This window comes from Paenibacillus sp. Root444D2, assembly GCF_001426375.1.
In the GTDB taxonomy this organism is placed as follows: domain Bacteria; phylum Bacillota; class Bacilli; order Paenibacillales; family NBRC-103111; genus Paenibacillus_E.
Genome location: NZ_LMEO01000012.1, coordinates 170,213 through 190,253, shown reverse-complemented (window position 1 = coordinate 190,253; position 20,041 = coordinate 170,213). Strand labels below are relative to the sequence as shown.

The following is a 20,041-nucleotide window of genomic DNA, read 5'->3' as shown; positions in this document are numbered from 1 at the left end:
TGTTAAAGGGGTGATGATTATGCCGGATGTAAAATGTGCAGTTGCCAATTGCGAATATTGGGCGCAAGGCAACAACTGTAGTGCAGGAACGATTATGATTGAAGTCGATCAGCATGCTGCCGCCAATTATAATGAAGAGTTTGCAGGGGAATCATTTGATACGGATCATCAAGATGCAGCAAACAAAGTAGCTAATACTTGCTGCCACACTTTCAAAGCTAAGAATAAACATTAAGGTGCGTAACATGGAGGCAGCATGAATAAAGACGATGTCCCTCTAGATCATGCCACCAAGGAGCGGTTCCAAAAAGATCAGCTCCGCGTTGAAAGCGGATTGAACCATAAGGAAGAATACGCAGCCGAAATTACAGCACCTACGCGAAGAATTAACTATGCCGAGCAATATAAGGCCAATAAGCCAGAGAGGCTTGAAACCCACTCTGAAGTGTCTGATGAAGAGGTTGCAGAATTGGTAGAGGCTGTCACGCGTAATAAAGCAGTAGGCTATGTCGCTTTGTTCGTTGCCTTGGCTTCCCTTTTTGTGTGGCCTGTGTTGCTAGGTATTTCGGGTATATTGCTTGGCGTTATTGCGTTCTTTATGGGGAATAAAAGACTAGGGTCTTGGTCAATCGCGCTTGGTTTTATTGCCGTCGCCGCCTATTTTTTGTTAGTACCCTTTTATGCATGACCGATTTCAAACAAGCCGAGAGATCGGCTTGTTTTTGTTTTTTTCTGAAAAAAATCGCGTAAATTCGCGTTTCAAAGTGATAAATAGCGGGTAGAGACTCATTATGGCATCGTTTTAATGCGTATACTCCCATTTGCTCGTACTATTTGGCTTCAGGAGTCATATTCGCACCTTTGAATGATTACAGTATTATTATATAATGAAAAGTGATAATTCAAATTCAAATCGAAATTAAGGGAGGTGTACCTATTCTCCTTGGTGCGGTAAACGTGCTTGATAGGGGATAGGTAAGGTATTGGAAGATCCTTTGCCCGGAACGTTAATCAGTTTTCTGTTAATGTTTGGACTGGTCATATTAAATGGTTTTTTTGTCGCAGCTGAATTCGCGATGGTCAAGGTAAGAGGTAGTCGCATTGATTCGCTTGTTGGAGAAGGTCGCCGCAATGCGAAATTTGCACAAGGAATCATGAATAATCTTGACGCCTACTTAGGTGCTTGTCAGCTCGGGATTACACTCACTTCGTTGGGACTTGGTTATGTCGGGGAACCGACGTTCGCCAAAATTCTGGAACCATTATTCGCTCCTCTGAATTTGCCAGAATCGGTGTTCCATACGATTACCTTCATTATAGCTTTCTCCTTAATGACCACATTGCATATTACATTAGGCGAACAGTTCCCTAAGACGTATGCGATTCGTAAAGCTGAACAAATAACTCTGCTATCTGCAGGGCCCATGGTATTTTTCTACAAAGTGATGTATCCGTTTATTTGGTTATTGAATGGTATTTCGAACTGGATGTTACGACGTGCGGGAATCGAGCCTGCAACTGAACATGAATCGGCGCATACGGAGGATGAAATTCGTGTCCTTATGAAAGAAAGTCACAAAAACGGACTTATAGATAATACAGAGCTCACGCTTGTTGATAATATATTTGGATTTGCAGAGACGACTGCCAGGGAAATTATGATCCCAAGAACAGAAATGGAATGTTTGTATGCCGGACTTTCCTATTCTGAGAATCTTGCGATCGCCATCAAAGAAATGCGTACGCGCTACCCGGTATGTGATCCGGACAAAGACAATATTATTGGCTTCGTCCACATCAAGGATTTACTCAAGCCGGATGCGAACCTGAGAGGGATCAAGAAAATTATCCGACCGATAACGACGGTGCCAGATTCGATTCTTATTAGTGATTTGTTAAAAATGATGCAGAAACGAAAAAGTCAGATGGCACTGCTCATAGATGAGTACGGTGGAACATCAGGTCTTGTGACACTGGAAGACATTATGGAAGAAATTGTTGGAGAAATTCAAGATGAGTTCGATGAAGAGCGTCCTACAATCGAAATCAAGGATGAAAACACCTTTTCCATTGACGGATTGCTGCTAATTGATGAAGTGAATGAGTATTTCGGACTTGAAATTGAGTCGGATGATTATGATACAATTGGTGGATGGATTTACTCGAAAACAGAGATACCGCCAAGCAAGAACCAGCAAGTAAGTTACAACGATGAGTTTATATTTATTGTTGAAGAGACAGATCATCTGCGGATTTCTCGTGTCATGGTAAGAAAATTGTCGGATGAGAGTGAGTTACTACAGCAAAACATTTCTTGAGATAGAAGAGAGACTGTCAATTGACGGTCTCTTTTCTTATGATTCTTTATAAATTGGGGATGGTCGTCAGGGCACAAAACGTGTACAATGAAGACAACATGAATGGATAGAAACGAGGTCTGACGGATGAATAGCACGAACAGCATTGATCCTAGAGTAATGAAAGAACTGCTCCAGCTTCAGTTGATGAGTAAAATGAGTTTGCTTTCCGGTGAAACCGCGGCATCAAGTACGGATGATTCAGGTGATTTTAGTGCATTGCTCGACACGATCATGGGGCAATCCAACGGAACTGGCGTTACAAGCCAAGACACTTTATCTTCCATGGTAGGTAACACAACAAACAGTATGCCAAGTTCTTTAGGGGCTTTGAATAGAGCTTATACACCGCTACAATCCGTGAGCAAAGCATCCTCGGTCTCACAGTTTGACGGTTTAATCCAAGAGGCAAGTCATAAATACGGTGTGGATACATCGCTAGTCAAGGCGGTTATTCAGCAAGAATCAGAATTCAATCACCAGGCCGTATCGCCGGCAGGTGCCAAAGGTTTAATGCAGCTTATGGACGGGACAGGCGGAGGCTTCGGAGTAACGAACCCATTTGATCCTAAGCAAAATGTAGATGCGGGTACTCATTTCCTTAGCAACTTAATTAAGAAGTACAACGGAAATGAAGGGGTTGCTCTTGCAGCTTATAATGCAGGACCTGGACGTGTTGACCGATTAGGCATCAAGACCGATCAGGATCTTGCAAACAAGCTCCATTTACTACCAAGAGAAACGCAAGACTACATCACTAAAGTGATGGGTCACAGGCAGAATTTTTCGTTATAATCATTAGCTAATAAGCTGATTTTCGCATGTTTATGCGGAGGTCGGCTTTTTGTGTTATCCGAGAATGCTTGAGTTATGCCCTATTTTAGGCTTTAATGATGAAAGGAATTGAAATTGATTGTGCGCGGCAGCTAGAGCGTGAAGAAGGGGAATCAACAAAAAATGCTTTATTTGGACTACGCGGCGACAACGCCGCTTTATGAGGAAGTCATTGATACGATAGCCGAAGTGATGAAGGAACATTATGGAAATCCATCTTCAATTCATCGATTTGGCATACAAGCGGAGAAGCTGCTAAACAGCTCCAAAGAGGTGATTGCAGGAGCATTAGGTGTGCTGCCTGCTGAAATTATATGTACGTCTGGCGGGACGGAAAGTAATAATTTGGCGATTAAAGGTGCCGTTTACAGCTATCAAAACCGCGGAAAGCATCTCATTACTACGCAAATCGAACACTCTTCGGTGAAAGAAGTTTTTCTCGAACTGGAACGTGAGGGTTTTCGAGTTACTTATTTACCTGTGAATAGCAAGGGGTGCGTTGAGCTAGAGAGCCTTCAAGCAGCAATAACGGAAGACACCATCCTTGTTAGCGTGATGTATGTCAATAATGAAGTAGGAACGATTCAGCCAATCCAAGAAATCGGCCGATGGTTAGCTCAATTTCCAAAGGTGTTATTTCATGTTGATGCCGTTCAAGGCATTGCAAAGCTTCCTTTTCAACCTAAAGAGTGGGGCGTTGACTTATGTAGTGCATCTGCTCATAAATTCAGAGGACCTAAAGGAGTTGGATTTCTATACCGCAGAGAGGGTGTGCAGCTTAAACCGCTGCTTCTAGGGGGCGGTCAAGAATATGGTATTCGCTCCGGTACGGAGAACGTCCCACTCATTGTAGGAATGGCCAAAGCACTGCGTCTTTCCGTAGACAACCTTACAGCCAAAACAGAGCATAAGTATCGGTTAAGACGCTTGATTGTGGATGGTATCTCATCAATCCCTGAGCTTACCCTTACAGGATCCGAACTGGAAGAGGAGATGGCTCCCCATATTGTTCACTTTGCCTTCGTTGGAATGAAGGCTGAGGTTGTCGTTCACGCTCTTGAACAGCGGCAAGTATACATTTCTACGAAATCAGCCTGTGCTTCAGAGGAATCTGATCCAAGTACGGTGATGCTAGCTTTAGGCTGTAGTCGAGAGAGAGCTGTTAGCGGACTTAGAATCAGCTTCTCTGACGAACATCAAGAAGAAGAGATAGCGTTATTTGTCACCGCATTGCGGGAGGTCGTAAAGGATCTTACTCCCATGCTCAGCAAATCATCAGTCAGAAGGGGGAACCGAAGATGAAACCGGATTGTTTAATTTTGCGCTTTGGCGAGATGATGCTCAAAGGGAAAAATCGTAAGCGTTTTGAGAGAAGCGTCATGACTCAAATTCGTAAAGTTTTAGGTTCATTTCCTGATTTAAGGTATATTCCCGAGTTTGGACGCGTATATGTGGAGCTAGGGGGAGCAGCTTATGAAGAAGCTTCAGCAGCTTTGCAGCGCGTTTTTGGACTTGCGTCGTTTAGTCCTGCCTATCATGCACCTATGGAGGTCGAAGCCATTCAAGAGATGGCGCTGCGTATGATGCAGGCTTTGCCTAAACAACCTGCAACCTTTAAAGTTACCGTTCGCAGAGTGAACAAATCATTTCCAATTGATTCACAGCGAATGAATTATTTGGTTGGAGGCTATGTGCTCCAAGCTTCACTGGGTCTTCAAGTGGATGTTCATAATCCAGAGGTTGAGCTGCGGGTGGAGATTCGCGAAGAGCAAGTACTCATGTATGTAGAGGTTATTGAGGGGGCAGGAGGATTCCCGTCTGGAACGAGTGGTAAAGCGCTGCTGATGCTATCTGGGGGAATTGATAGTCCGGTTGCCGGTTGGTTAGCGATGCGCAAGGGACTTTCCATCGAGGCGATTCACTTTCATAGTTATCCTTACACAAGCGAGCGTGCGAAGGATAAAGTGATTGAACTGGCACACCAACTATCTGCTTACACGGATTCATTGAAGCTTCATTTGGTTCCATTTACGGAAGTACAGACATCTATCCACCGTGAGTATCAAGATAATTTATTAGTAACGCTTATACGAAGGGCGATGTATCGCATTGCTGAACAGATTGCAGACCGAGAAGGTATAAGTGCGTTAGTGACCGGTGAAAGCTTAGGTCAGGTTGCTAGTCAAACACTGCCAAGCCTAAATGTCATAGGGCGTGTTGTAACGCTGCCGCTTCTACAGCCGCTCATGATGATGGACAAGCAAGAGATTATTCGAATAGCCGAATCCATAGGCACTTTCCCGATCTCGATTTTGCCTTATGAGGATTGCTGTTCCTTATTTCTTCCTCCATCCCCAAGTACCAATCCTAACCTGCGTATGGTTGAGAAAATCGAAATGAGCATGGACTTCTTATCTGAATTAATTGAGAAAGCTGTCTTACAAACAGAAACCATTGAAATTGTTCATGGACAAATGAAGAAGGTGTCGGACTTAATATAGGGATCTTTGAGCGTAGCTCAAAGTCTCTCCACTTCTAGCCTATTCGCCGCTAAGATCGCAGACATCGCCACCTGCTTGCCATGCATCTTGGGAGGTTGTAAAGCATGATTGATGCGCTCATTTTGTTTTTACAAATTATGTTGATCAATATTGTGCTTAGCGGTGACAATGCCGTCGTCATTGCGTTGGCGAGCAAAAATTTGCCGATTGCCCAGCGTAAGCTTGCGATATGGTGGGGAGCTTTCGGCGCTATTGCATTGCGATTGGTCCTGACTTTAGTTGCTGTAAGCCTGCTCGATATCCCATATATACAAGCAGGGGGATCTATTCTGCTATTCTGGATTGCCATAAAACTGCTTACGGATGATGACAGCCATGCAAATGTGAAGGAAGCCTCTACGCTTGGTAGAGCGATATGGACGATTGTTGTAGCGGATTTCGTTATGAGTTTGGATAATGTTCTTGCGATTGCGGCTAAAGGGAATGGGAACAATACAGTCATCATTCTAGGTATAGGGCTCAGTATCCCCATCATTATTTGGGGAAGTTCACTAGTGATGGATCTGCTGCATAAATTTCCAATTCTTGTATTTATGGGGGCAGGCATTCTCGGATATACAGCGGGGGAAATGTTCGTTAAAGATGAGAAAATGATTGATTGGCTGCTGCATGATTATGAATCGCTGCATGTATGGATCCCTATTGTGGCGGCTTCTCTCGTTATTATGATCGGCTTAACCGTGAAATGGGTACGATTGCTGCAATTCAATGCAAGAAATGAATAGAGGATTTGGAAAACCGCCAAGCTGAAGTTATCAGCGAAGCGGTTTGTTTTTTCATGTTAGAAATTGAAACTTTTTTCCAAATGTCCGATAAAGTACGATATTCAAGTTAATGCTGTGCCATCTGAACGCCTCGTCGAGCTTGCCAAAAGCACCATCCATAAATAAGGATGAAAACAAGAATAAGCACTGTTGAATAACGGTACATCAGTGCATAACTCCCGCTTATGTTAGCGAGAGCTCCCAAAACCATCGCTCCTAACCCAATACCGAGATCATTGGCGGAGAAGAAGGTTCCGTTGGCTGCACCGCGGCGATTTGGAGCAGCACGTGCAATGGTCCAAGCCTGCAGCGCCGGCTGCAAGGATCCGAACCCTATGCCATAGCATATCGCTGCTGCGGCTAAGCTAGCTTCTGAGTGAGCATAAGAAAGAAGCAAGAGTCCTGCAAGGGTAAATAGAGCGCCGGGCAGGAGCACCCATTCGGGTCCTTTTCGATCAAACAACATGCCGGTTATAGGTCTAACAATTAGCACCATGGAGGCATTACAAAGGAAGAACCAACCGACATTCGAAATGCCGGCTTCGTGGCCGAACAGCGTAATAAAGGTCACAATTCCTCCATAACAAATTGCTGTACATAGCAATAAACCGGAGGGAAGCATTGCGCTTCGTTCCCATAAACGATCCATAAGCTTTGGCCTTTGGGCCGACTTTTCGAGAGGCAACGGTTTGGTATAGGTAATAAAAAGAGAACTTAACAAGGAAAGCAGTGCTAACAATGTTGAGATTAAAAGTACGCGGGGGAAGCCATAGGTTTGCATCAACCATAAGCCTGTAAGCGGTGCAAGTGCCATAGCGAATGTATTGGACAACCCGTAATAGCCCATTCCTTCTCCGCGGCGCTCCGCTGGAATAATGTCGGCTATAACAGTGCCTAAGGAGGTTGTGGACATCCCCCAACCGATCCCATGAACAAAGCGTGCAGTAAGAATAAGCGTAACAGCAGCCATATAGGAATATCCGGCAATAGTCAGCGCGCAAATCGCGAGTCCAACCAAAAGCACATGTTTTCTTCCAAACAAATCTAGCGCTCGCCCAGCAAAAGGGCGGGTTAGCAGTGAAGAAATCGTGAAAATGCCAATGACGAGACCGACTTGAATATCATTTCCGCCTAATTGCGACACATGTGTAGGGATCGTTGGAATGAGCATTTGAAAACTAAAGAAAAGCAGTAAATTGGATAAAGATGTAATCAGGAAAGCTTTGGTCCAAAGCGGTTTTTTCTTTTTATTATCTACAAATAACGGTTTCATGTTACCTCCCAAGTTGTCCATAAGCAAACCTGTTTGACAGGGGGAAAACGGGCTGCACGCGTAGTAGTATGCCCATGCTGAAGAATTTGAACGCAAGTAAAGCGATGTCCATCGCTCTTGGTAAGGTGAGTGCTTTTGCGATTCGCATCGTTAAGCGGGCTGTGGCTATCGCTTTCAATTCACCTTATCCTTAGTGAATATTCAGCAAAGCTATCTGTGGATAAGTCTGGCGTTTTTATAGCCAAGACTGAAGTGCTCACAGCCGGCAGCGAAGAGGGGGCCGAGAAGCGGGTCATCGGCAGCTCGACTTCCGGCTTCCTGATTCCTTGTTCACCGGTGTATCAGATCACGGACAGACAGGGCCTCAGCAAGCTTCAGCAGCTTGCTAAGCTTACATGCAGCCGGATGCTCTCGCTAGAGCATCTGGGAAGCCTTCATCTTCGCTTCTGCCGCGCAGAAGCGATTGACTCCCATCAGCAAGTACCTGCTGATGGCGGCGCTTAGCTCTGCCGCTCGGTCTGTTGGGCTAGGGCGTTCGCCTGCTGCAGCGCTCCGCCCTCACCACCAGCGGCGAACATGCGTCGCCGGACGCATTGCTGGAGGCTAAACGGCGAGGCCGATAGTAGCGCCAAACACCTAGCAATTTCTAGCCAGGTACGATAAACTATTTGTTGAAGGGTGTCGAAGTTGATCCCTTATTGATAAGTGAATTAGGAGGGGATTTGAATGGCTAGAAATAGCTACTCCATTGGTATCCTGTTAATTGGCCTGGCCGCCCTATTGCTTCTCGGTAAATTAGGTTTTTTCCATGTTCTTCTTTCGTTTTTCTGGCCGCTAGTTTTACTTATTCCTGGGCTGCTGTTCCACGTATTCTTTTTTAATCGGTCACTGCCCGCAGGCGTTCTTGTACCTGGAGGTATATTAACGACTTATGCACTAATGTTCTTTTACTGCAATATATTTGGTTGGGGTTCAATGAGCTATCTATGGCCGGGATTCATTCTTGGTGTAGCCATCGGATTATATGAGATGCATCTGTTCGATCGTGGAAGTGATCGCGGTGTTTTGATAGGTGCAATGGTGCTGGGAATCATTTCAACTGTATGTTTCGGGTTAACTCTACTAATTCATTTAGGGATCTATGTAATCGCTTTGATCCTTGTGGTAGCTGGACTTGTCATGATTTTCCGCAAGCGAAATGTGTGGTAATTTCAGGCATATACTTGTAAAAGTTTTATGTTGAGCGGCATTTACCTTGCATAATGTCGAGAAACTGCGTATAATAAGTGTAAATGTCAAGCGTCGGCGCTTTCGTCCGACGCTTGTTTTATGAACAGAGACGAAAATTATAGGGTAGAGAGGGTTTGACATTCATGCACGCAAGAGACAAAATTCGCAATATTGCAATTATCGCTCACGTTGACCACGGTAAAACGACACTAGTAGATAAATTACTTCAACAATCCGGTACTTTCCGCGAGAACGAGGCTGTTCAAGAGAGAGCGATGGACTCCAACGATCTCGAGAGAGAACGCGGTATTACCATTCTTGCAAAAAATACAGCAATTAATTATAAAGACTACCTGATTAACATTGTGGATACACCTGGACATGCCGATTTCGGTGGTGAAGTAGAGCGTATCATGAAAATGGTAGACGGTGTTTTGCTGGTTGTTGATGCTTTCGAAGGCACCATGCCGCAAACGAAGTTCGTTCTACGTAAAGCATTAGAAAGCAATCTTTCTCCGGTTGTAGTTGTTAACAAAATTGACCGTCCGAACGCTCGTCCTCAAGAAGTTGTTGACGAAGTTCTTGATCTTTTCATTGAGCTAGGTGCTACGGATGAGCAGCTTGATTTCCACGTTGTATATGCTTCCGCATTACAAGGTACATCAAGTCTTGATGCTGAGAAACAAGATGACAACATGGAAGCTATTTATGAAACGATTGTTAGTCACATCCCAGCTCCAACAGAAGATGTTGATCAACCGCTTCAGTTCCTTGTTACATTGATGGATTACAATGAGTACTTGGGTCGTATCGGCGTAGGCCGTGTGAACCGTGGTAAAATCCGTCAAGGCCAGACTGTTGCTGTTATGACGCGTGAAGGCGGTCAGAAGCAAGCAAGAATCGAGAAACTTTTTGGTTTCACAGGCTTGAAACGTATTGAGATCGAAGAAGCAGCTGCAGGGGACATCATTGCCATTGCAGGGATCAAAGATATCAACATTGGTGAAACGGTAGCAGATCCTGCGAATCCGGAAGCATTGCCAGTTTTGAAAATTGATGAGCCAACGCTGCAAATGACATTTATCGTCAATAACTCACCATTCGCAGGACGTGAAGGGAAATGGGTAACTTCCCGTAAAATTCGCGAGCGTCTTTACAAAGAGCTTGAAACAGACGTAAGTTTGCGCGTTGAAGATACAGACAGCCCGGATGCTTTCGTTGTATCTGGCCGCGGTGAGCTTCACTTAGGTATTTTGATTGAAAACATGCGCCGTGAAGGCTTTGAATTACAAGTATCCAAACCAGAAGTTATCATTCGTCAAATCGACGGTCAAAAAATGGAGCCGATTGAGCGTTTAATCATCGACGTTCCAGAAGACAGCATGGGTTCCGTTATGGAGAGCTTAGGTTCCCGTAAAGCCGAGATGGTCAACATGATCAACAACGGCAGCGGTAACGTTCGTCTTGAGTTCTTAATCCCTGCACGTGGTTTGATCGGTTACAGAACGAACTTCTTGACGTTAACTCGCGGCTACGGTATTATGAACCATGCTTTTGACAGCTATGGTCCTTACCAAGGAGCTGGTGTTGGCGGACGTCATGAGGGCGTACTTGTTTCCAGTGAATCTGGCGTATCTACTTTATACGGAATCCTTTCTGTTGAAGATCGCGGTATCCTGTTCGTTCATCCACAAACAGAAGTTTACGAAGGAATGGTCGTTGGTGAGCATACGCGCGACAATGATATCATCGTTAACATCTGTAAGGAAAAAGCGGTAAACAACATCCGTTCCGCGAACAAAGAAGAAACTGTAAAAATGAAAACTCCTCGCATGTACTCTTTGGAGCAAGCACTTGAGTATTTGAACGATGATGAATATTGTGAAATCACACCGAAATCCGTCCGTATTCGTAAAAAGATTTTGAACAAAAGCGAGCGCGAGCGTGCGGAGAAACACCGCAAAACAGCTGAAGCTAACGTGTAATTCACAAACTGTTCTAAATATGGGAAATGTGGGCTTCTGTGCCGCATTTCCCTTTTCCACAGTAGAAAGTGTTCGTTTCGGTAATACCGAAGCATCTTTCTACATGGCGATAAAACCTACCTCTAAACGCGGTCGCTCATCCATGAATGACTCCGATAGAGGTTTTCTCATTTATTTGTAATTTTAAGGGATAATGATAATTGACTTTACTTTTTGAATGAAATGGAGTGTATGTTTTGACTGCCTTGAACGAGTGGTTTGGAAATCACCTGTACATCACTTATCTGTTAATCTTTATATTTATGTCTTATGTGTATAACAAAGTTTTCCGGACGCGTAAATTGCCGGTTCTCAAGACAGCTATCATCTATGTGCTGTTGGCCATTGGATCGGTTATGCTGCTTGTTTTTCAAATTGTAGGACTACCTATCGTGCTCTGCCTAGCTGTTGCCATATCGTTAATGTTTCTGGTTCGCATTCGTTATTTTATCGAGAAAAGAAGCGGTAATAGACCCACTTAATAGATTTATGATTACTTTTGCTAAAGCAAAGCTCTAAGGAGGGGCGAATGACTCGATACTGGTTAACTCCGATTGCAGGCTATTCTCCTTTGGTGTTGGGGTCTGATCGTTTGCTCTGCTCTCCGCTCACAAAGCTGGAAGCTTTCCGTGAATTGGCGAATGTGAGGCACCCCAGATTGCTATCAATGTTTAAAGCTAGTCTGCTGTTAAGTGACGATGTAGAGATATGTGGTTCAGAGCTCGTAGAACTTGATTTATCGCATTCTGAGGCTGTTGTGTTTGATGGTGATCCTTTTCATTTATCGCATTGTGCAGAAGCCTTTCTAGATCGTCTACTGAAGCAAGAGGAAGCTTGGGGCTTTGTGTCATCATTAGATGATAGCGCTTTAGATGCCGATCAAATCATTTGGAAAAATCAATGGCTTCGTTGGCTGGAATTAGGCTGCGATGTTATTTTACTTAGAGAGGACGGGCGTTAAAATGAAACTGCAAGACGCCTTTTTTAACTGGTTGCAAATGCATATTGTAAGTCAAGCAAGACCGGATGACGAAGCGGCCAAAGAGACACTTGATTTTTTTGCGCTTATTTTGCGTGAAGATCATGGGGTCAGTCATATGGAAATTGTGGACGAATTGGATCGGATGAAAATTCACATCGCCTATGAACAAGAAAGTATTAAGAGTAAACAAAGTTTTGATCGTGAATCGGCGGAAAAGCTGCTTGATGATATTAATTCGAATCCGATTTACAATAATCAATAGACGTTTATGCTTGTCGACATAACTTTTTTAAACCGACGTACACTAGGATATATGTGGCTGAAAAAGGAGTGTTCTCATGATTTGAAAATAGATACATAAGGGTGGAACGCTTGCCACCGGCTATGCTATACTGTAAGTGTAAGGAGCGTTTTCAACCACCTAGTAGGAGGCGCAAACGATATGGCTGAACACAACACAGCTTTACCGAAGCAATGGATGGATCGCGCCCAAATGATGACCGAGCCTGAATATGAGAAAACTTGTGTAAGCCGAGTCACTGTGAATCCAGCCGGCCGAGTTTTTGATGCGATAAAAAAAGCCTAGATCTGCGTATGCAGTCAGGCTTTTTGTTATCTTCGGTGGATTACGGGTTCGGCATTTCCGCCTGATTCGTAACGTTAGGTCCCGCATTGTTTGGCATATTGCGAATATCACGCGGCAGCTGAGGCATTGCACGGCCCATGATATCTGCCATTTGCTCTGCGAATCCAGTAATTGGTCTTCCTGCTCGAACGTTATCCCGGATGTTGCGCAAGCGTTGATCTAAGTCCAAATCTGCAGTAACAATAGCATTAACTCCGTATGGATCTTTCTTGAGCGCTTCAGCTACCGAGTACTTGACGGTGCCGACTCTGGCTCGATCCAAATCTTTCTTAATGTTAATGCCGACAACGGCGGTATTACCGAAGACGACGCAGTGCGCGCTTTCAACCTGAGGGACGCTGGTGGCTAGGTTTTCCAAACGTTCTGCAACAGCCTTAGAATCTTTTATCTCGAGCTTTTGTGGGGCGATTTGTTGAACTTTTACTTGATTTTGATTCGGATTTTGAGAGGGGGCACCACTTTTCGGCGCTTGACTACAGCCAACCGCGAGGGTCAGTATTACTATAACTACGCACAATAGTCTCACTTGAATCGTTCCTTTCTTTCCTGAATCTCGCGTTTAGTTTGTCCGGCACAGCTAGGTTGTATGTATTTCGTATAACCAATGATCTAACGCCAAATCTGGGAGGGGACACACCAATGAAAAAAATTTACGTGTTGGATACCAATGTTCTGCTTCAGGACCCTAATGCTTTATTCGCGTTCGAAGATAATGAAGTAGTCATACCCGCCGTGGTGTTGGAGGAAATCGATTCTAAGAAACGAAATGCGGACGAAATAGGCCGTAATGCGAGACATGTTTCGAGATTGCTGGATGGATTAAGAACGAAAGGCAACTTGTCCGATGGCATCACGCTCGAACATGGCGGCAGCATTAAAGTGGAACTCAACCATCGCAGCTTCGCGAAGCTGCAGGAAACATTTGCTGAATTAACGAATGATAACCGAATTCTTGCGGTCGCGCTCAACTATCATCTTGAAGAGCAGGGGAATGAATACCCGAGACCAGTTGTTATCGTGAGTAAAGATACATTAGTTCGTATTAAAGCGGATGTCCTCGGTATACCTGCACAGGATTATTTAACTGATCGCATTGTTGCACAAACGGATATGTATACAGGATATATAACGTTATACGTGCATCCTTCTATCATTGATGAGTTTTATTCTTATCGTTTCTTGACTGTGACATCGCTTAATTTGGGCTATATGCTGCATCCTCACGAATTTGTCATTTTGCGGGATGAGCTGGGTTCCTCCAAATCAGCTTTATTGAAAGTGACGCCCGATGCCAAAAAGCTGGAGCCACTCTTCATGAGTAACGATCCCATTTGGGGGATTGCAGCGCGTAACGCGCAGCAACGAATGGCTCTTGAGCTCCTGCTCAATGACGAAATCCCGCTCGTCACCCTGACTGGGAAAGCGGGTACAGGTAAAACGCTGCTCACGTTAGCTGCGGGCCTTATGAAGATTGAGGATGATCGTAAATATAAAAAATTGCTAATTGCTCGACCCGTTGTTCCAATGGGCAAGGATATTGGTTATCTGCCTGGTGAAAAAGATGAAAAGCTGCGTCCCTGGATGCAGCCGATCTATGATAATTTGGAGTATTTATTCGATACCAAAAAGCCGGGAGACATTGAAAAAATATTAGCAGGTCTCGGTAGTATTCAAGTGGAAGCTCTGACGTACATTCGCGGACGCTCAATTCCCGGCCAATTCATCATTATTGATGAGGCGCAAAACTTATCCAAGCACGAGGTGAAAACGATCGTTTCCCGCGTAGGAGAGGGCAGTAAAATTGTTCTTCTGGGTGACCCAGACCAAATCGATCATCCATATCTCGATGCCTCGAGTAATGGATTAACTTATGTGGTTGAAAGATTCAAACAAGAAGGTATTAGTGGGCATATCACTCTTGAACGTGGTGAACGCTCGCATCTTGCGCAATTGGCAGCCGATCTGCTCTGATAAATTCAAAAAGCCCACACCCCGATATAAGGGGATGTGGGCTTTTTGGTGTGTTCTAAGGCAGCATCTCAATGCGGCATCGATAAGCTTTGGCAATACCCTGCATGAGCTCTTCGAGCTGCCGATCGACGACGTACACAGTGTGATCCTGAGCCTGGTACTGAGCAAGTAGGTGTTCTTCGATCTGAAGGGCCGCTTGGTCGATTTCAGCTTGGGGGCTATCTGCTGTAAAGCGGAATTGTACAACAAGCTTATCGTATAAATAATTGTGCTCTGCACTGCTAGTAAAGCCATAATCACTGAATAGATCAGTCAATTCAGCATCATCCGGCAGCAGCCGAAGCTGCATTAGGTTCGTCTCGATATTGAAATGAGCCATAACATCGAGCGCTGCGAGCTGTTGTTCTTCATTGCTGACAATAAGCATTTCTTTGTCGCGGTCAAATAATTCAACTTTACCAGCGAGAGCTTTAACGATTTGCGCGTAAAATCCAGGTATTTTTCCTTCGGGCAGATCCATCATCAGACCAATTTTCGGTTCCATTTGTAGTCCTCACTTTACTTCGTTATCCTCTGTTACTTTACAGGGATAATTTGAGTTTTACAACTGCGATGCCATTCTTCGTCTCTACACTAACGACATCGAGATAATTGACAATTTTTTTCGGGATGAAACCAAGCTGGAATTCTTTCATAAAGTCTTCAATAGTGGTATCAGGCAGTTGGAAGCCATTGAATTCAAGTTTATCCACAACAAAGCGGACTTCATTCATGTCGGGATGTTCCTTCAACAAAAACATTCCTTCCAACGCGATTTGTAAATGATCCTTTTTACCTTTTGCAATGATCGACCCATCAGCAAATTCAAAATTCAAATTCTGTAAAAGCTCATTTTTTGAATGAAGGTAAGCGTTGAAATCCGTATCACTAATCGTTATGACCGGATTTTTGATGGAAGATAAGTCCATGAATTTATTTTCTTTCGTTACATACTGTGGCAGTTCTCGGAAAGCTGATGATAAATTATTCAAGTACTCGCGAAATAAAGGGATGCCTTCTTGCTTCCATTGGTCATTTAAGCTTTTTATTTGGGCTTCTATGACTTGTGCTTGTGCACTGACGGCTAGTTGTTTATCCAGCTCTTCTTGAAGCTTTACGAGTCTCTCACGCTGTGTGAGGAATTTCTCTTTCGTTTTCTGAAGTTCGACGCGTGAAGAATCAAGTTCGGTTCGCAGGCTTTTCAATTTCTTAAACGATTCTGTGAAAGCTGATAAAGCGCGATGATCATTACTAATAATCATTTGTAAATACTCGAACATTCGCAATGCATCCGTAAAGGAACTAACGGTAAACAGCAGCATCCAGATCGAATCTCGATCCCCTGTATAATAAGCTCTCAGCACTTTTCCGGCATGTTTTCGGGTGTTATCAACGTTGCTGTTCTGCTTGATGATATCTTGTTCATTTTGTTTGATTTGAGCAACGATGTTTGCATCTTGTTCGTTTAATCGGGCCACTTCTTTGTCAATTTCGAAAATGGTAAGCCCTTTTTGGACGAGATCTTTGGTTTCGTCTTGTGTAGGTGTCTTTTCTTCGGCTGAGATTGTATGAAGCGGTAGTGTTATTTGAGTAAGTAATAGAATAGACAACATCATAGCTATGAATTTATATATCATTGAACGAATTCTCCCCCTAAGAACAGATTATCATATTTCTATTAAATGAAGCACAAAAAAATACTTACCTCTGGGGAAGAGGTAAGTATTTTGCTCTACATCTATTTTTTTGCCGGTGTAATTAATTTAAGGATCTCATCGAAGCTTTTAGCGTTTTTCGGTATTTCTTTCGTTAATGGAGCAGCTTGATTGATAGCGTCGTAGGTTTGATGAAGAAGAATATGATTATCCTGCGTTTTGCCATCAACAGTTAGGGTGAAGCCTACATCAATTGTTTGGTCACGAATAAAGCCGGTGTCATCAATAGCAACAACCATTTTACCCGGAGCCTTGAGTTGTAAAGCATTTGCTTGATTTTTTTTGAGTTGCTCGGCTTTATCGGCTGTAAGTAATCCATTGTTCTGTAATGACCCAATAAACTCTGGAAGCTTTGTTTGCAGCAGCGTATTCAATTCTTTTTCATTTTTAGTGGTAAGTTCAACACTGATGGATTTGGCTGAAGATCCGTCTTTCAGCTTAACTGGTTCCTTGGCTTCTTTATACCATTTTGGATCAATCCCGCTAAATATAAGATTACCAAGAGTGGTTGATAATTGAGAAGTATTTTTCAAAGTGTCTACAGTTAATGGACTAGTACTGTTCTGACTCATTTTTTGTAGATCAATTGCGTAGTACTCGTCAGGTGTTTTATTTAATGCTGGCATATTAAAATACAATTTGCTATCTTTAATGAGAATTGGAATCTCAAAAGGGGATGTAGAGCCCTTAGGCGTTATTTTTAAGTCCGTTTGGAACTGGAGTGGCTCCACATTGCTGATGCCTTTCCAATCGATTGTGCTTTCTCTGACCAAAGATAACAGCCCGTTAGTTAAAGGGTTGGACGATTTCATCAATCCATCGCTTATGGCTAATGTAGTACTCCCATCGAAGGTGTAAGATTTCATTTCTTTTTGTTTAGTTAGGGATTGTTCGAGTGCTTCTTTGATCTTCGTGTTGTCTGTACAAGCTGTTAACGATATTAGGCTGATTGCCGATACCGCTGTTAAGGTAATCCACTTCTTTGACATGCTTTTCTGTCTCTCCTTCCATAAATCCTTCTTCATTATAATGGTTTCCTTATGTTTTGTCTTTAAGTAAAGAATTGGAGGGTTCTTCATTGAATCATCAGCTCGGACACCCAAGTGTTGTGACAGCCTTAAAAGAGGCCATTCAGTCAGCGGAATTGCAAGCCATCACATTCAGAGACTATATGGATATTTGTCTATACAGCGAACCATATGGGTATTATCGAAATGAGAGGCCGAAAATTGGTAAACAGGGAGATTTCTATACAAGTTCCTCTATTGGTTCAGTAATGGGGGAAATAGTGGCATCATTTATTTGTAAGCAGCTGAATAGTGAAAGTCCTCATATAGAACCCGTTCATATTGTTGAATGGGGGGGAGGCAACGGGCGAATGGCCCTTCACATCATGGGCGAAATAAAGCGAACTGATCCCGCCGTTTATGCTCGATTAACCTATACAATCATTGAATCTAGTACATATCACCGTCAGCAGCAGCGAACAGCGCTTGAAGAACACGCACAAGTTATTCAATTCTCAAGTGAAACAGAATGGTTGGCTCAGACGCCGAAAGATCAGGTTTATGTTCTTGCGAATGAGCTATTGGATGCTTTCCCGATCCACCGAATACGCTATAAAGATATGCTTTTCCAAGAGTCCTATGTGAAATGGCAAGAGGAGGAGCAGATTTTTCAAGAAATTTGGCTTACTATCAGCTCCCGACATATATTAGACTTCCTAGAACGCACCAAAGTTCAATGGTTGGATGGTCAAATAGGGGAGATAAACCTTGAAGCTGAAAGTTGGGTCTCACGTGTGGCTGAACGGATCCAAAGCGGCAGCTGCATCATCATTGATTATGGCGATACAGCAGAAGAACTATTCGCTCCTCACCGTTATAATGGAACTTTAATGTGCTATCGCAAACATCAAGCTCAAGATAATCCATTCATCCACCAGGGTGAGCAGGATATGACATCACATGTTAATTTCAGTTCTTGTCAATTAGTTGCAAAACAGAGTGGCTTTACTTACTGCAAACTTCAGACGCAACGGGAGTTTCTGGTGGAGCAAGGGATATTGCAAAGACTTCAAGACCACTTTGATCCGAACCCTTTTAGTGAAGTGTCTAAGCGGAATCGGTCAATTAGGCAGTTGCTGCTAAGTGATCAAATGAGTGAGTTATTCAAAGTGTTCATTGCAAGCAAACATGCAGTTATCAATGAAAAAAAGGTGAGCCGCTGAGTAACAGTCGGTTCACCCTTTTGCTTGTTGTTATTGTTGTGGGGTTTAGACAGACATTTTGAAAAATGACCAATACGTAAATCCGCTGAAGGAAATAATCATATATCCCCAGAACAACAATATGTAAGTTCGTTCTGACAAGCGCATATAGCCTAGAATGACGAATACGGCAGTTTGAAAAAAGAAAATCAGAGACATAGGTATCATATCGCCAGCTAAGCTCATTAGTGCGATAACAAGTGTCCAAAAACCTAGAACCCGAAACATGCGATCCATTCTCGTAACATCCCCCTCTCATACCACGTTGCACTTTAACTACAACACATTATACCGTTTGAAATGAGCGGTGTAAACCGTCAAACGGTGACGAAATTGAAAACATTTCATCAGATAGTAGTAGTATGTCTTTTTATCGGGATCCCATGTATGAGTGACAAAAAATTTGGCAATACCATTTAGTATCAAATAGATTCTATGAACTCTAGTACGGGCATAGAAATAATAATAATGGCACGAATCAATTTATCCCTGCTCTCTACGAATTGATTCTTTATTATGATGCATCCCCAATAGGCGAGTTTTTGATCTTTGACCAAAGTTCCCGCGGAGGAGACTTTGATCTACGGACCAAAGATCCCACAGAGGAGAGACTTTGATCTATGGACCAAAGATCCCACAGAGGAGAGACTTTGATCTCCGACCAAAGATCCCTATATTATGTTAGGAGGTTCGACCATATGTCAGCAATTAGACAAGATGCTTGGAGCGATGAAGACGACTTAATCTTAGCGGAAGTGACACTGCGTCACATACGAGAGGGTAGCACACAATTATCTGCATTCGAAGAGGTTGGAGAGCGCATTGGGCGTACAGCGGCAGCATGTGGATTCCGTTGGAACAGTTTTGTAAGGAAAAAATATGAAGCGGCTATTCAGATTGCCAAAGCACAACGTCAGAAAAGAACGCAGCTCAAAAAGCATGCTGCCGTTTCGATTTCCGGTTCTTCTTCCATTGGACTGCTGGATGGACCTGAGTTGTCTACAGGCAAAGTAGAGACATTCACGGAAGAAACATTATCGATTGACGCTGTGATCCGGTTTCTAAGACAATGGAGAAACACGTACCAAGATATGAATCGTCATATTAAAAATTTGGAAAAAGAGCTGCAAGACAAAGAGGACGAACTAGATAGATTGGGCAGAGAAAACAACAAGTTGAATAAGCAAGTTAATGAAGTTGAGACCGATTATCGTGTTGTGAATGATGATTATAAAGCATTGATTCAAATTATGGATCGTGCTAGGAAAATGGCCTTCCTCGTTGAAGAAGAGGAAGAAGAGAAGCCGCGGTTCAAGATGGATGCGAATGGTAACCTAGAAAGAGTAGATTGAGTTTGCCGCCCGTCCTTACATATA

Annotated in this window: 23 protein-coding genes; 17 read left to right on the top strand and 6 right to left on the bottom strand. The window is 43.4% G+C overall.

Annotated elements, in window-relative coordinates:
- Positions 1 to 19: 19 nt before the first annotated feature.
- The 7 genes from ASD40_RS09620 to ASD40_RS09590 all read left to right on the top strand — a co-directional run bounded on the left by ASD40_RS09620 (position 20) and on the right by ASD40_RS09590 (position 6,477).
- On the top strand, positions 20 to 235 hold the full coding sequence (locus ASD40_RS09620; protein ID WP_029195901.1) for a DUF1540 domain-containing protein: 216 nt from the start codon (positions 20 to 22) through the stop codon (positions 233 to 235).
- Positions 236 to 256: 21 nt separating this feature from the next.
- Positions 257 to 688 (top strand): hypothetical protein, encoded by a 432-nt coding sequence (locus ASD40_RS09615; RefSeq protein WP_057303081.1) that lies wholly within the window; start codon positions 257 to 259, stop codon positions 686 to 688.
- A gap of 337 nt (positions 689 to 1,025) precedes the next feature.
- On the top strand, positions 1,026 to 2,318 hold the full coding sequence (locus tag ASD40_RS09610) for a hemolysin family protein (RefSeq protein ID WP_057303234.1): 1,293 nt from the start codon (positions 1,026 to 1,028) through the stop codon (positions 2,316 to 2,318).
- Positions 2,319 to 2,444: 126 nt separating this feature from the next.
- A complete protein-coding gene (locus ASD40_RS09605; protein WP_057303080.1) occupies positions 2,445 to 3,152 on the top strand; it encodes a lytic transglycosylase domain-containing protein in 708 nt (235 codons plus the stop codon).
- A gap of 162 nt (positions 3,153 to 3,314) precedes the next feature.
- Complete coding sequence (locus ASD40_RS09600; RefSeq protein WP_057303079.1) at positions 3,315 to 4,493, top strand: cysteine desulfurase family protein; 1,179 nt, start codon at positions 3,315 to 3,317, stop codon at positions 4,491 to 4,493.
- Positions 4,490 to 5,692 (top strand): tRNA uracil 4-sulfurtransferase ThiI, encoded by a 1,203-nt coding sequence (thiI, locus tag ASD40_RS09595; RefSeq protein ID WP_057303078.1) that lies wholly within the window; start codon positions 4,490 to 4,492, stop codon positions 5,690 to 5,692. The genes ASD40_RS09600 and thiI overlap by 4 nt, the downstream gene beginning before the upstream one ends.
- Positions 5,693 to 5,796: 104 nt before the next feature.
- Positions 5,797 to 6,477: a TerC family protein gene (locus ASD40_RS09590; RefSeq protein WP_057303077.1), complete on the top strand. Its 681-nt coding sequence runs from the start codon at positions 5,797 to 5,799 to the stop codon at positions 6,475 to 6,477.
- 106 nt (positions 6,478 to 6,583) lie between these two features.
- On the opposite strand, the gene ASD40_RS09585 is transcribed toward ASD40_RS09590, so the two are convergent.
- Positions 6,584 to 7,789, bottom strand: a complete 1,206-nt coding sequence (locus tag ASD40_RS09585) for an MFS transporter (RefSeq protein ID WP_057303076.1) — start codon at positions 7,787 to 7,789, stop codon at positions 6,584 to 6,586.
- A 135-nt stretch (positions 7,790 to 7,924) separates the two neighbouring features.
- Between ASD40_RS09585 and ASD40_RS09580 the strand changes: the two genes are divergently transcribed.
- The 7 genes from ASD40_RS09580 to ASD40_RS37135 all read left to right on the top strand — a co-directional run bounded on the left by ASD40_RS09580 (position 7,925) and on the right by ASD40_RS37135 (position 12,611).
- Complete coding sequence (locus ASD40_RS09580; protein WP_057303075.1) at positions 7,925 to 8,293, top strand: hypothetical protein; 369 nt, start codon at positions 7,925 to 7,927, stop codon at positions 8,291 to 8,293.
- 222 nt (positions 8,294 to 8,515) lie between these two features.
- Complete coding sequence (locus tag ASD40_RS09575; RefSeq protein WP_057303074.1) at positions 8,516 to 8,998, top strand: hypothetical protein; 483 nt, start codon at positions 8,516 to 8,518, stop codon at positions 8,996 to 8,998.
- Positions 8,999 to 9,162: 164 nt separating this feature from the next.
- The gene (gene typA, locus ASD40_RS09570) at positions 9,163 to 11,004 is read left to right on the top strand and encodes a translational GTPase TypA (RefSeq protein ID WP_047672328.1); all 1,842 of its coding nucleotides are present in this window, start codon (positions 9,163 to 9,165) and stop codon (positions 11,002 to 11,004) included.
- Positions 11,005 to 11,249: 245 nt separating this feature from the next.
- On the top strand, positions 11,250 to 11,525 hold the full coding sequence (locus ASD40_RS09565) for a YlaH-like family protein (protein ID WP_057303233.1): 276 nt from the start codon (positions 11,250 to 11,252) through the stop codon (positions 11,523 to 11,525).
- A gap of 47 nt (positions 11,526 to 11,572) precedes the next feature.
- The gene (locus ASD40_RS09560; RefSeq protein WP_057303073.1) at positions 11,573 to 12,004 is read left to right on the top strand and encodes a hypothetical protein; all 432 of its coding nucleotides are present in this window, start codon (positions 11,573 to 11,575) and stop codon (positions 12,002 to 12,004) included.
- Position 12,005: 1 nt separating this feature from the next.
- On the top strand, positions 12,006 to 12,287 hold the full coding sequence (locus tag ASD40_RS09555; protein ID WP_057303072.1) for a hypothetical protein: 282 nt from the start codon (positions 12,006 to 12,008) through the stop codon (positions 12,285 to 12,287).
- A 180-nt stretch (positions 12,288 to 12,467) separates the two neighbouring features.
- On the top strand, positions 12,468 to 12,611 hold the full coding sequence (locus ASD40_RS37135) for a hypothetical protein (protein WP_156389951.1): 144 nt from the start codon (positions 12,468 to 12,470) through the stop codon (positions 12,609 to 12,611).
- 40 nt (positions 12,612 to 12,651) lie between these two features.
- Here ASD40_RS37135 and ASD40_RS09550 read toward each other — a convergent pair whose 3' ends face one another.
- The gene (locus ASD40_RS09550; protein WP_057303071.1) at positions 12,652 to 13,197 is read right to left on the bottom strand and encodes a YhcN/YlaJ family sporulation lipoprotein; all 546 of its coding nucleotides are present in this window, start codon (positions 13,195 to 13,197) and stop codon (positions 12,652 to 12,654) included.
- 113 nt (positions 13,198 to 13,310) lie between these two features.
- Between ASD40_RS09550 and ASD40_RS09545 the strand changes: the two genes are divergently transcribed.
- Positions 13,311 to 14,642 (top strand): PhoH family protein, encoded by a 1,332-nt coding sequence (locus ASD40_RS09545; RefSeq protein ID WP_057303070.1) that lies wholly within the window; start codon positions 13,311 to 13,313, stop codon positions 14,640 to 14,642.
- Positions 14,643 to 14,697: 55 nt separating this feature from the next.
- On the opposite strand, the gene ASD40_RS09540 is transcribed toward ASD40_RS09545, so the two are convergent.
- The 3 genes from ASD40_RS09540 to ASD40_RS09530 form a co-directional block, all read right to left on the bottom strand.
- Entirely contained in the window at positions 14,698 to 15,186 is a 489-nt protein-coding gene (locus ASD40_RS09540; protein WP_057303069.1) for a hypothetical protein, read from the bottom strand.
- A gap of 37 nt (positions 15,187 to 15,223) precedes the next feature.
- Positions 15,224 to 16,318, bottom strand: coding sequence for a coiled-coil domain-containing protein (locus tag ASD40_RS09535; protein ID WP_057303068.1), 1,095 nt, complete (start codon positions 16,316 to 16,318; stop codon positions 15,224 to 15,226).
- 101 nt (positions 16,319 to 16,419) lie between these two features.
- A complete protein-coding gene (locus ASD40_RS09530; RefSeq protein WP_156389950.1) occupies positions 16,420 to 17,385 on the bottom strand; it encodes a hypothetical protein in 966 nt (321 codons plus the stop codon).
- An 89-nt stretch (positions 17,386 to 17,474) separates the two neighbouring features.
- Here ASD40_RS09530 and ASD40_RS09525 point away from each other — a divergent pair, with 89 nt between their 5' ends.
- A complete protein-coding gene (locus ASD40_RS09525; protein ID WP_057303066.1) occupies positions 17,475 to 18,626 on the top strand; it encodes a class I SAM-dependent methyltransferase in 1,152 nt (383 codons plus the stop codon).
- Positions 18,627 to 18,671: 45 nt separating this feature from the next.
- Here ASD40_RS09525 and ASD40_RS09520 read toward each other — a convergent pair whose 3' ends face one another.
- Entirely contained in the window at positions 18,672 to 18,902 is a 231-nt protein-coding gene (locus ASD40_RS09520; protein ID WP_029196536.1) for a DUF2626 domain-containing protein, read from the bottom strand.
- A gap of 461 nt (positions 18,903 to 19,363) precedes the next feature.
- Here ASD40_RS09520 and ASD40_RS09515 point away from each other — a divergent pair, with 461 nt between their 5' ends.
- Positions 19,364 to 20,017, top strand: a complete 654-nt coding sequence (locus ASD40_RS09515) for an RsfA family transcriptional regulator (protein ID WP_047672335.1) — start codon at positions 19,364 to 19,366, stop codon at positions 20,015 to 20,017.
- Positions 20,018 to 20,041 lie beyond the last annotated feature (24 nt).

Coding starts and splice junctions, on each gene's coding strand:
- ASD40_RS09620 (WP_029195901.1), top strand. CDS start 20: ATGCCGGATGTAAAATGTGCAGTTGCCAATTGCGAATATTGGGCGCAA.
- ASD40_RS09615 (WP_057303081.1), top strand. CDS start 257: ATGAATAAAGACGATGTCCCTCTAGATCATGCCACCAAGGAGCGGTTC.
- ASD40_RS09610 (WP_057303234.1), top strand. CDS start 1,026: ATGTTTGGACTGGTCATATTAAATGGTTTTTTTGTCGCAGCTGAATTC.
- ASD40_RS09605 (WP_057303080.1), top strand. CDS start 2,445: ATGAATAGCACGAACAGCATTGATCCTAGAGTAATGAAAGAACTGCTC.
- ASD40_RS09600 (WP_057303079.1), top strand. CDS start 3,315: ATGCTTTATTTGGACTACGCGGCGACAACGCCGCTTTATGAGGAAGTC.
- thiI (WP_057303078.1), top strand. CDS start 4,490: ATGAAACCGGATTGTTTAATTTTGCGCTTTGGCGAGATGATGCTCAAA.
- ASD40_RS09590 (WP_057303077.1), top strand. CDS start 5,797: ATGATTGATGCGCTCATTTTGTTTTTACAAATTATGTTGATCAATATT.
- ASD40_RS09585 (WP_057303076.1), bottom strand. CDS start 7,789: ATGAAACCGTTATTTGTAGATAATAAAAAGAAAAAACCGCTTTGGACC.
- ASD40_RS09575 (WP_057303074.1), top strand. CDS start 8,516: ATGGCTAGAAATAGCTACTCCATTGGTATCCTGTTAATTGGCCTGGCC.
- typA (WP_047672328.1), top strand. CDS start 9,163: ATGCACGCAAGAGACAAAATTCGCAATATTGCAATTATCGCTCACGTT.
- ASD40_RS09560 (WP_057303073.1), top strand. CDS start 11,573: ATGACTCGATACTGGTTAACTCCGATTGCAGGCTATTCTCCTTTGGTG.
- ASD40_RS09555 (WP_057303072.1), top strand. CDS start 12,006: ATGAAACTGCAAGACGCCTTTTTTAACTGGTTGCAAATGCATATTGTA.
- ASD40_RS37135 (WP_156389951.1), top strand. CDS start 12,468: ATGGCTGAACACAACACAGCTTTACCGAAGCAATGGATGGATCGCGCC.
- ASD40_RS09545 (WP_057303070.1), top strand. CDS start 13,311: ATGAAAAAAATTTACGTGTTGGATACCAATGTTCTGCTTCAGGACCCT.
- ASD40_RS09540 (WP_057303069.1), bottom strand. CDS start 15,186: ATGGAACCGAAAATTGGTCTGATGATGGATCTGCCCGAAGGAAAAATA.
- ASD40_RS09535 (WP_057303068.1), bottom strand. CDS start 16,318: ATGATATATAAATTCATAGCTATGATGTTGTCTATTCTATTACTTACT.
- ASD40_RS09530 (WP_156389950.1), bottom strand. CDS start 17,385: ATGTCAAAGAAGTGGATTACCTTAACAGCGGTATCGGCAATCAGCCTA.
- ASD40_RS09520 (WP_029196536.1), bottom strand. CDS start 18,902: ATGGATCGCATGTTTCGGGTTCTAGGTTTTTGGACACTTGTTATCGCA.
- ASD40_RS09515 (WP_047672335.1), top strand. CDS start 19,364: ATGTCAGCAATTAGACAAGATGCTTGGAGCGATGAAGACGACTTAATC.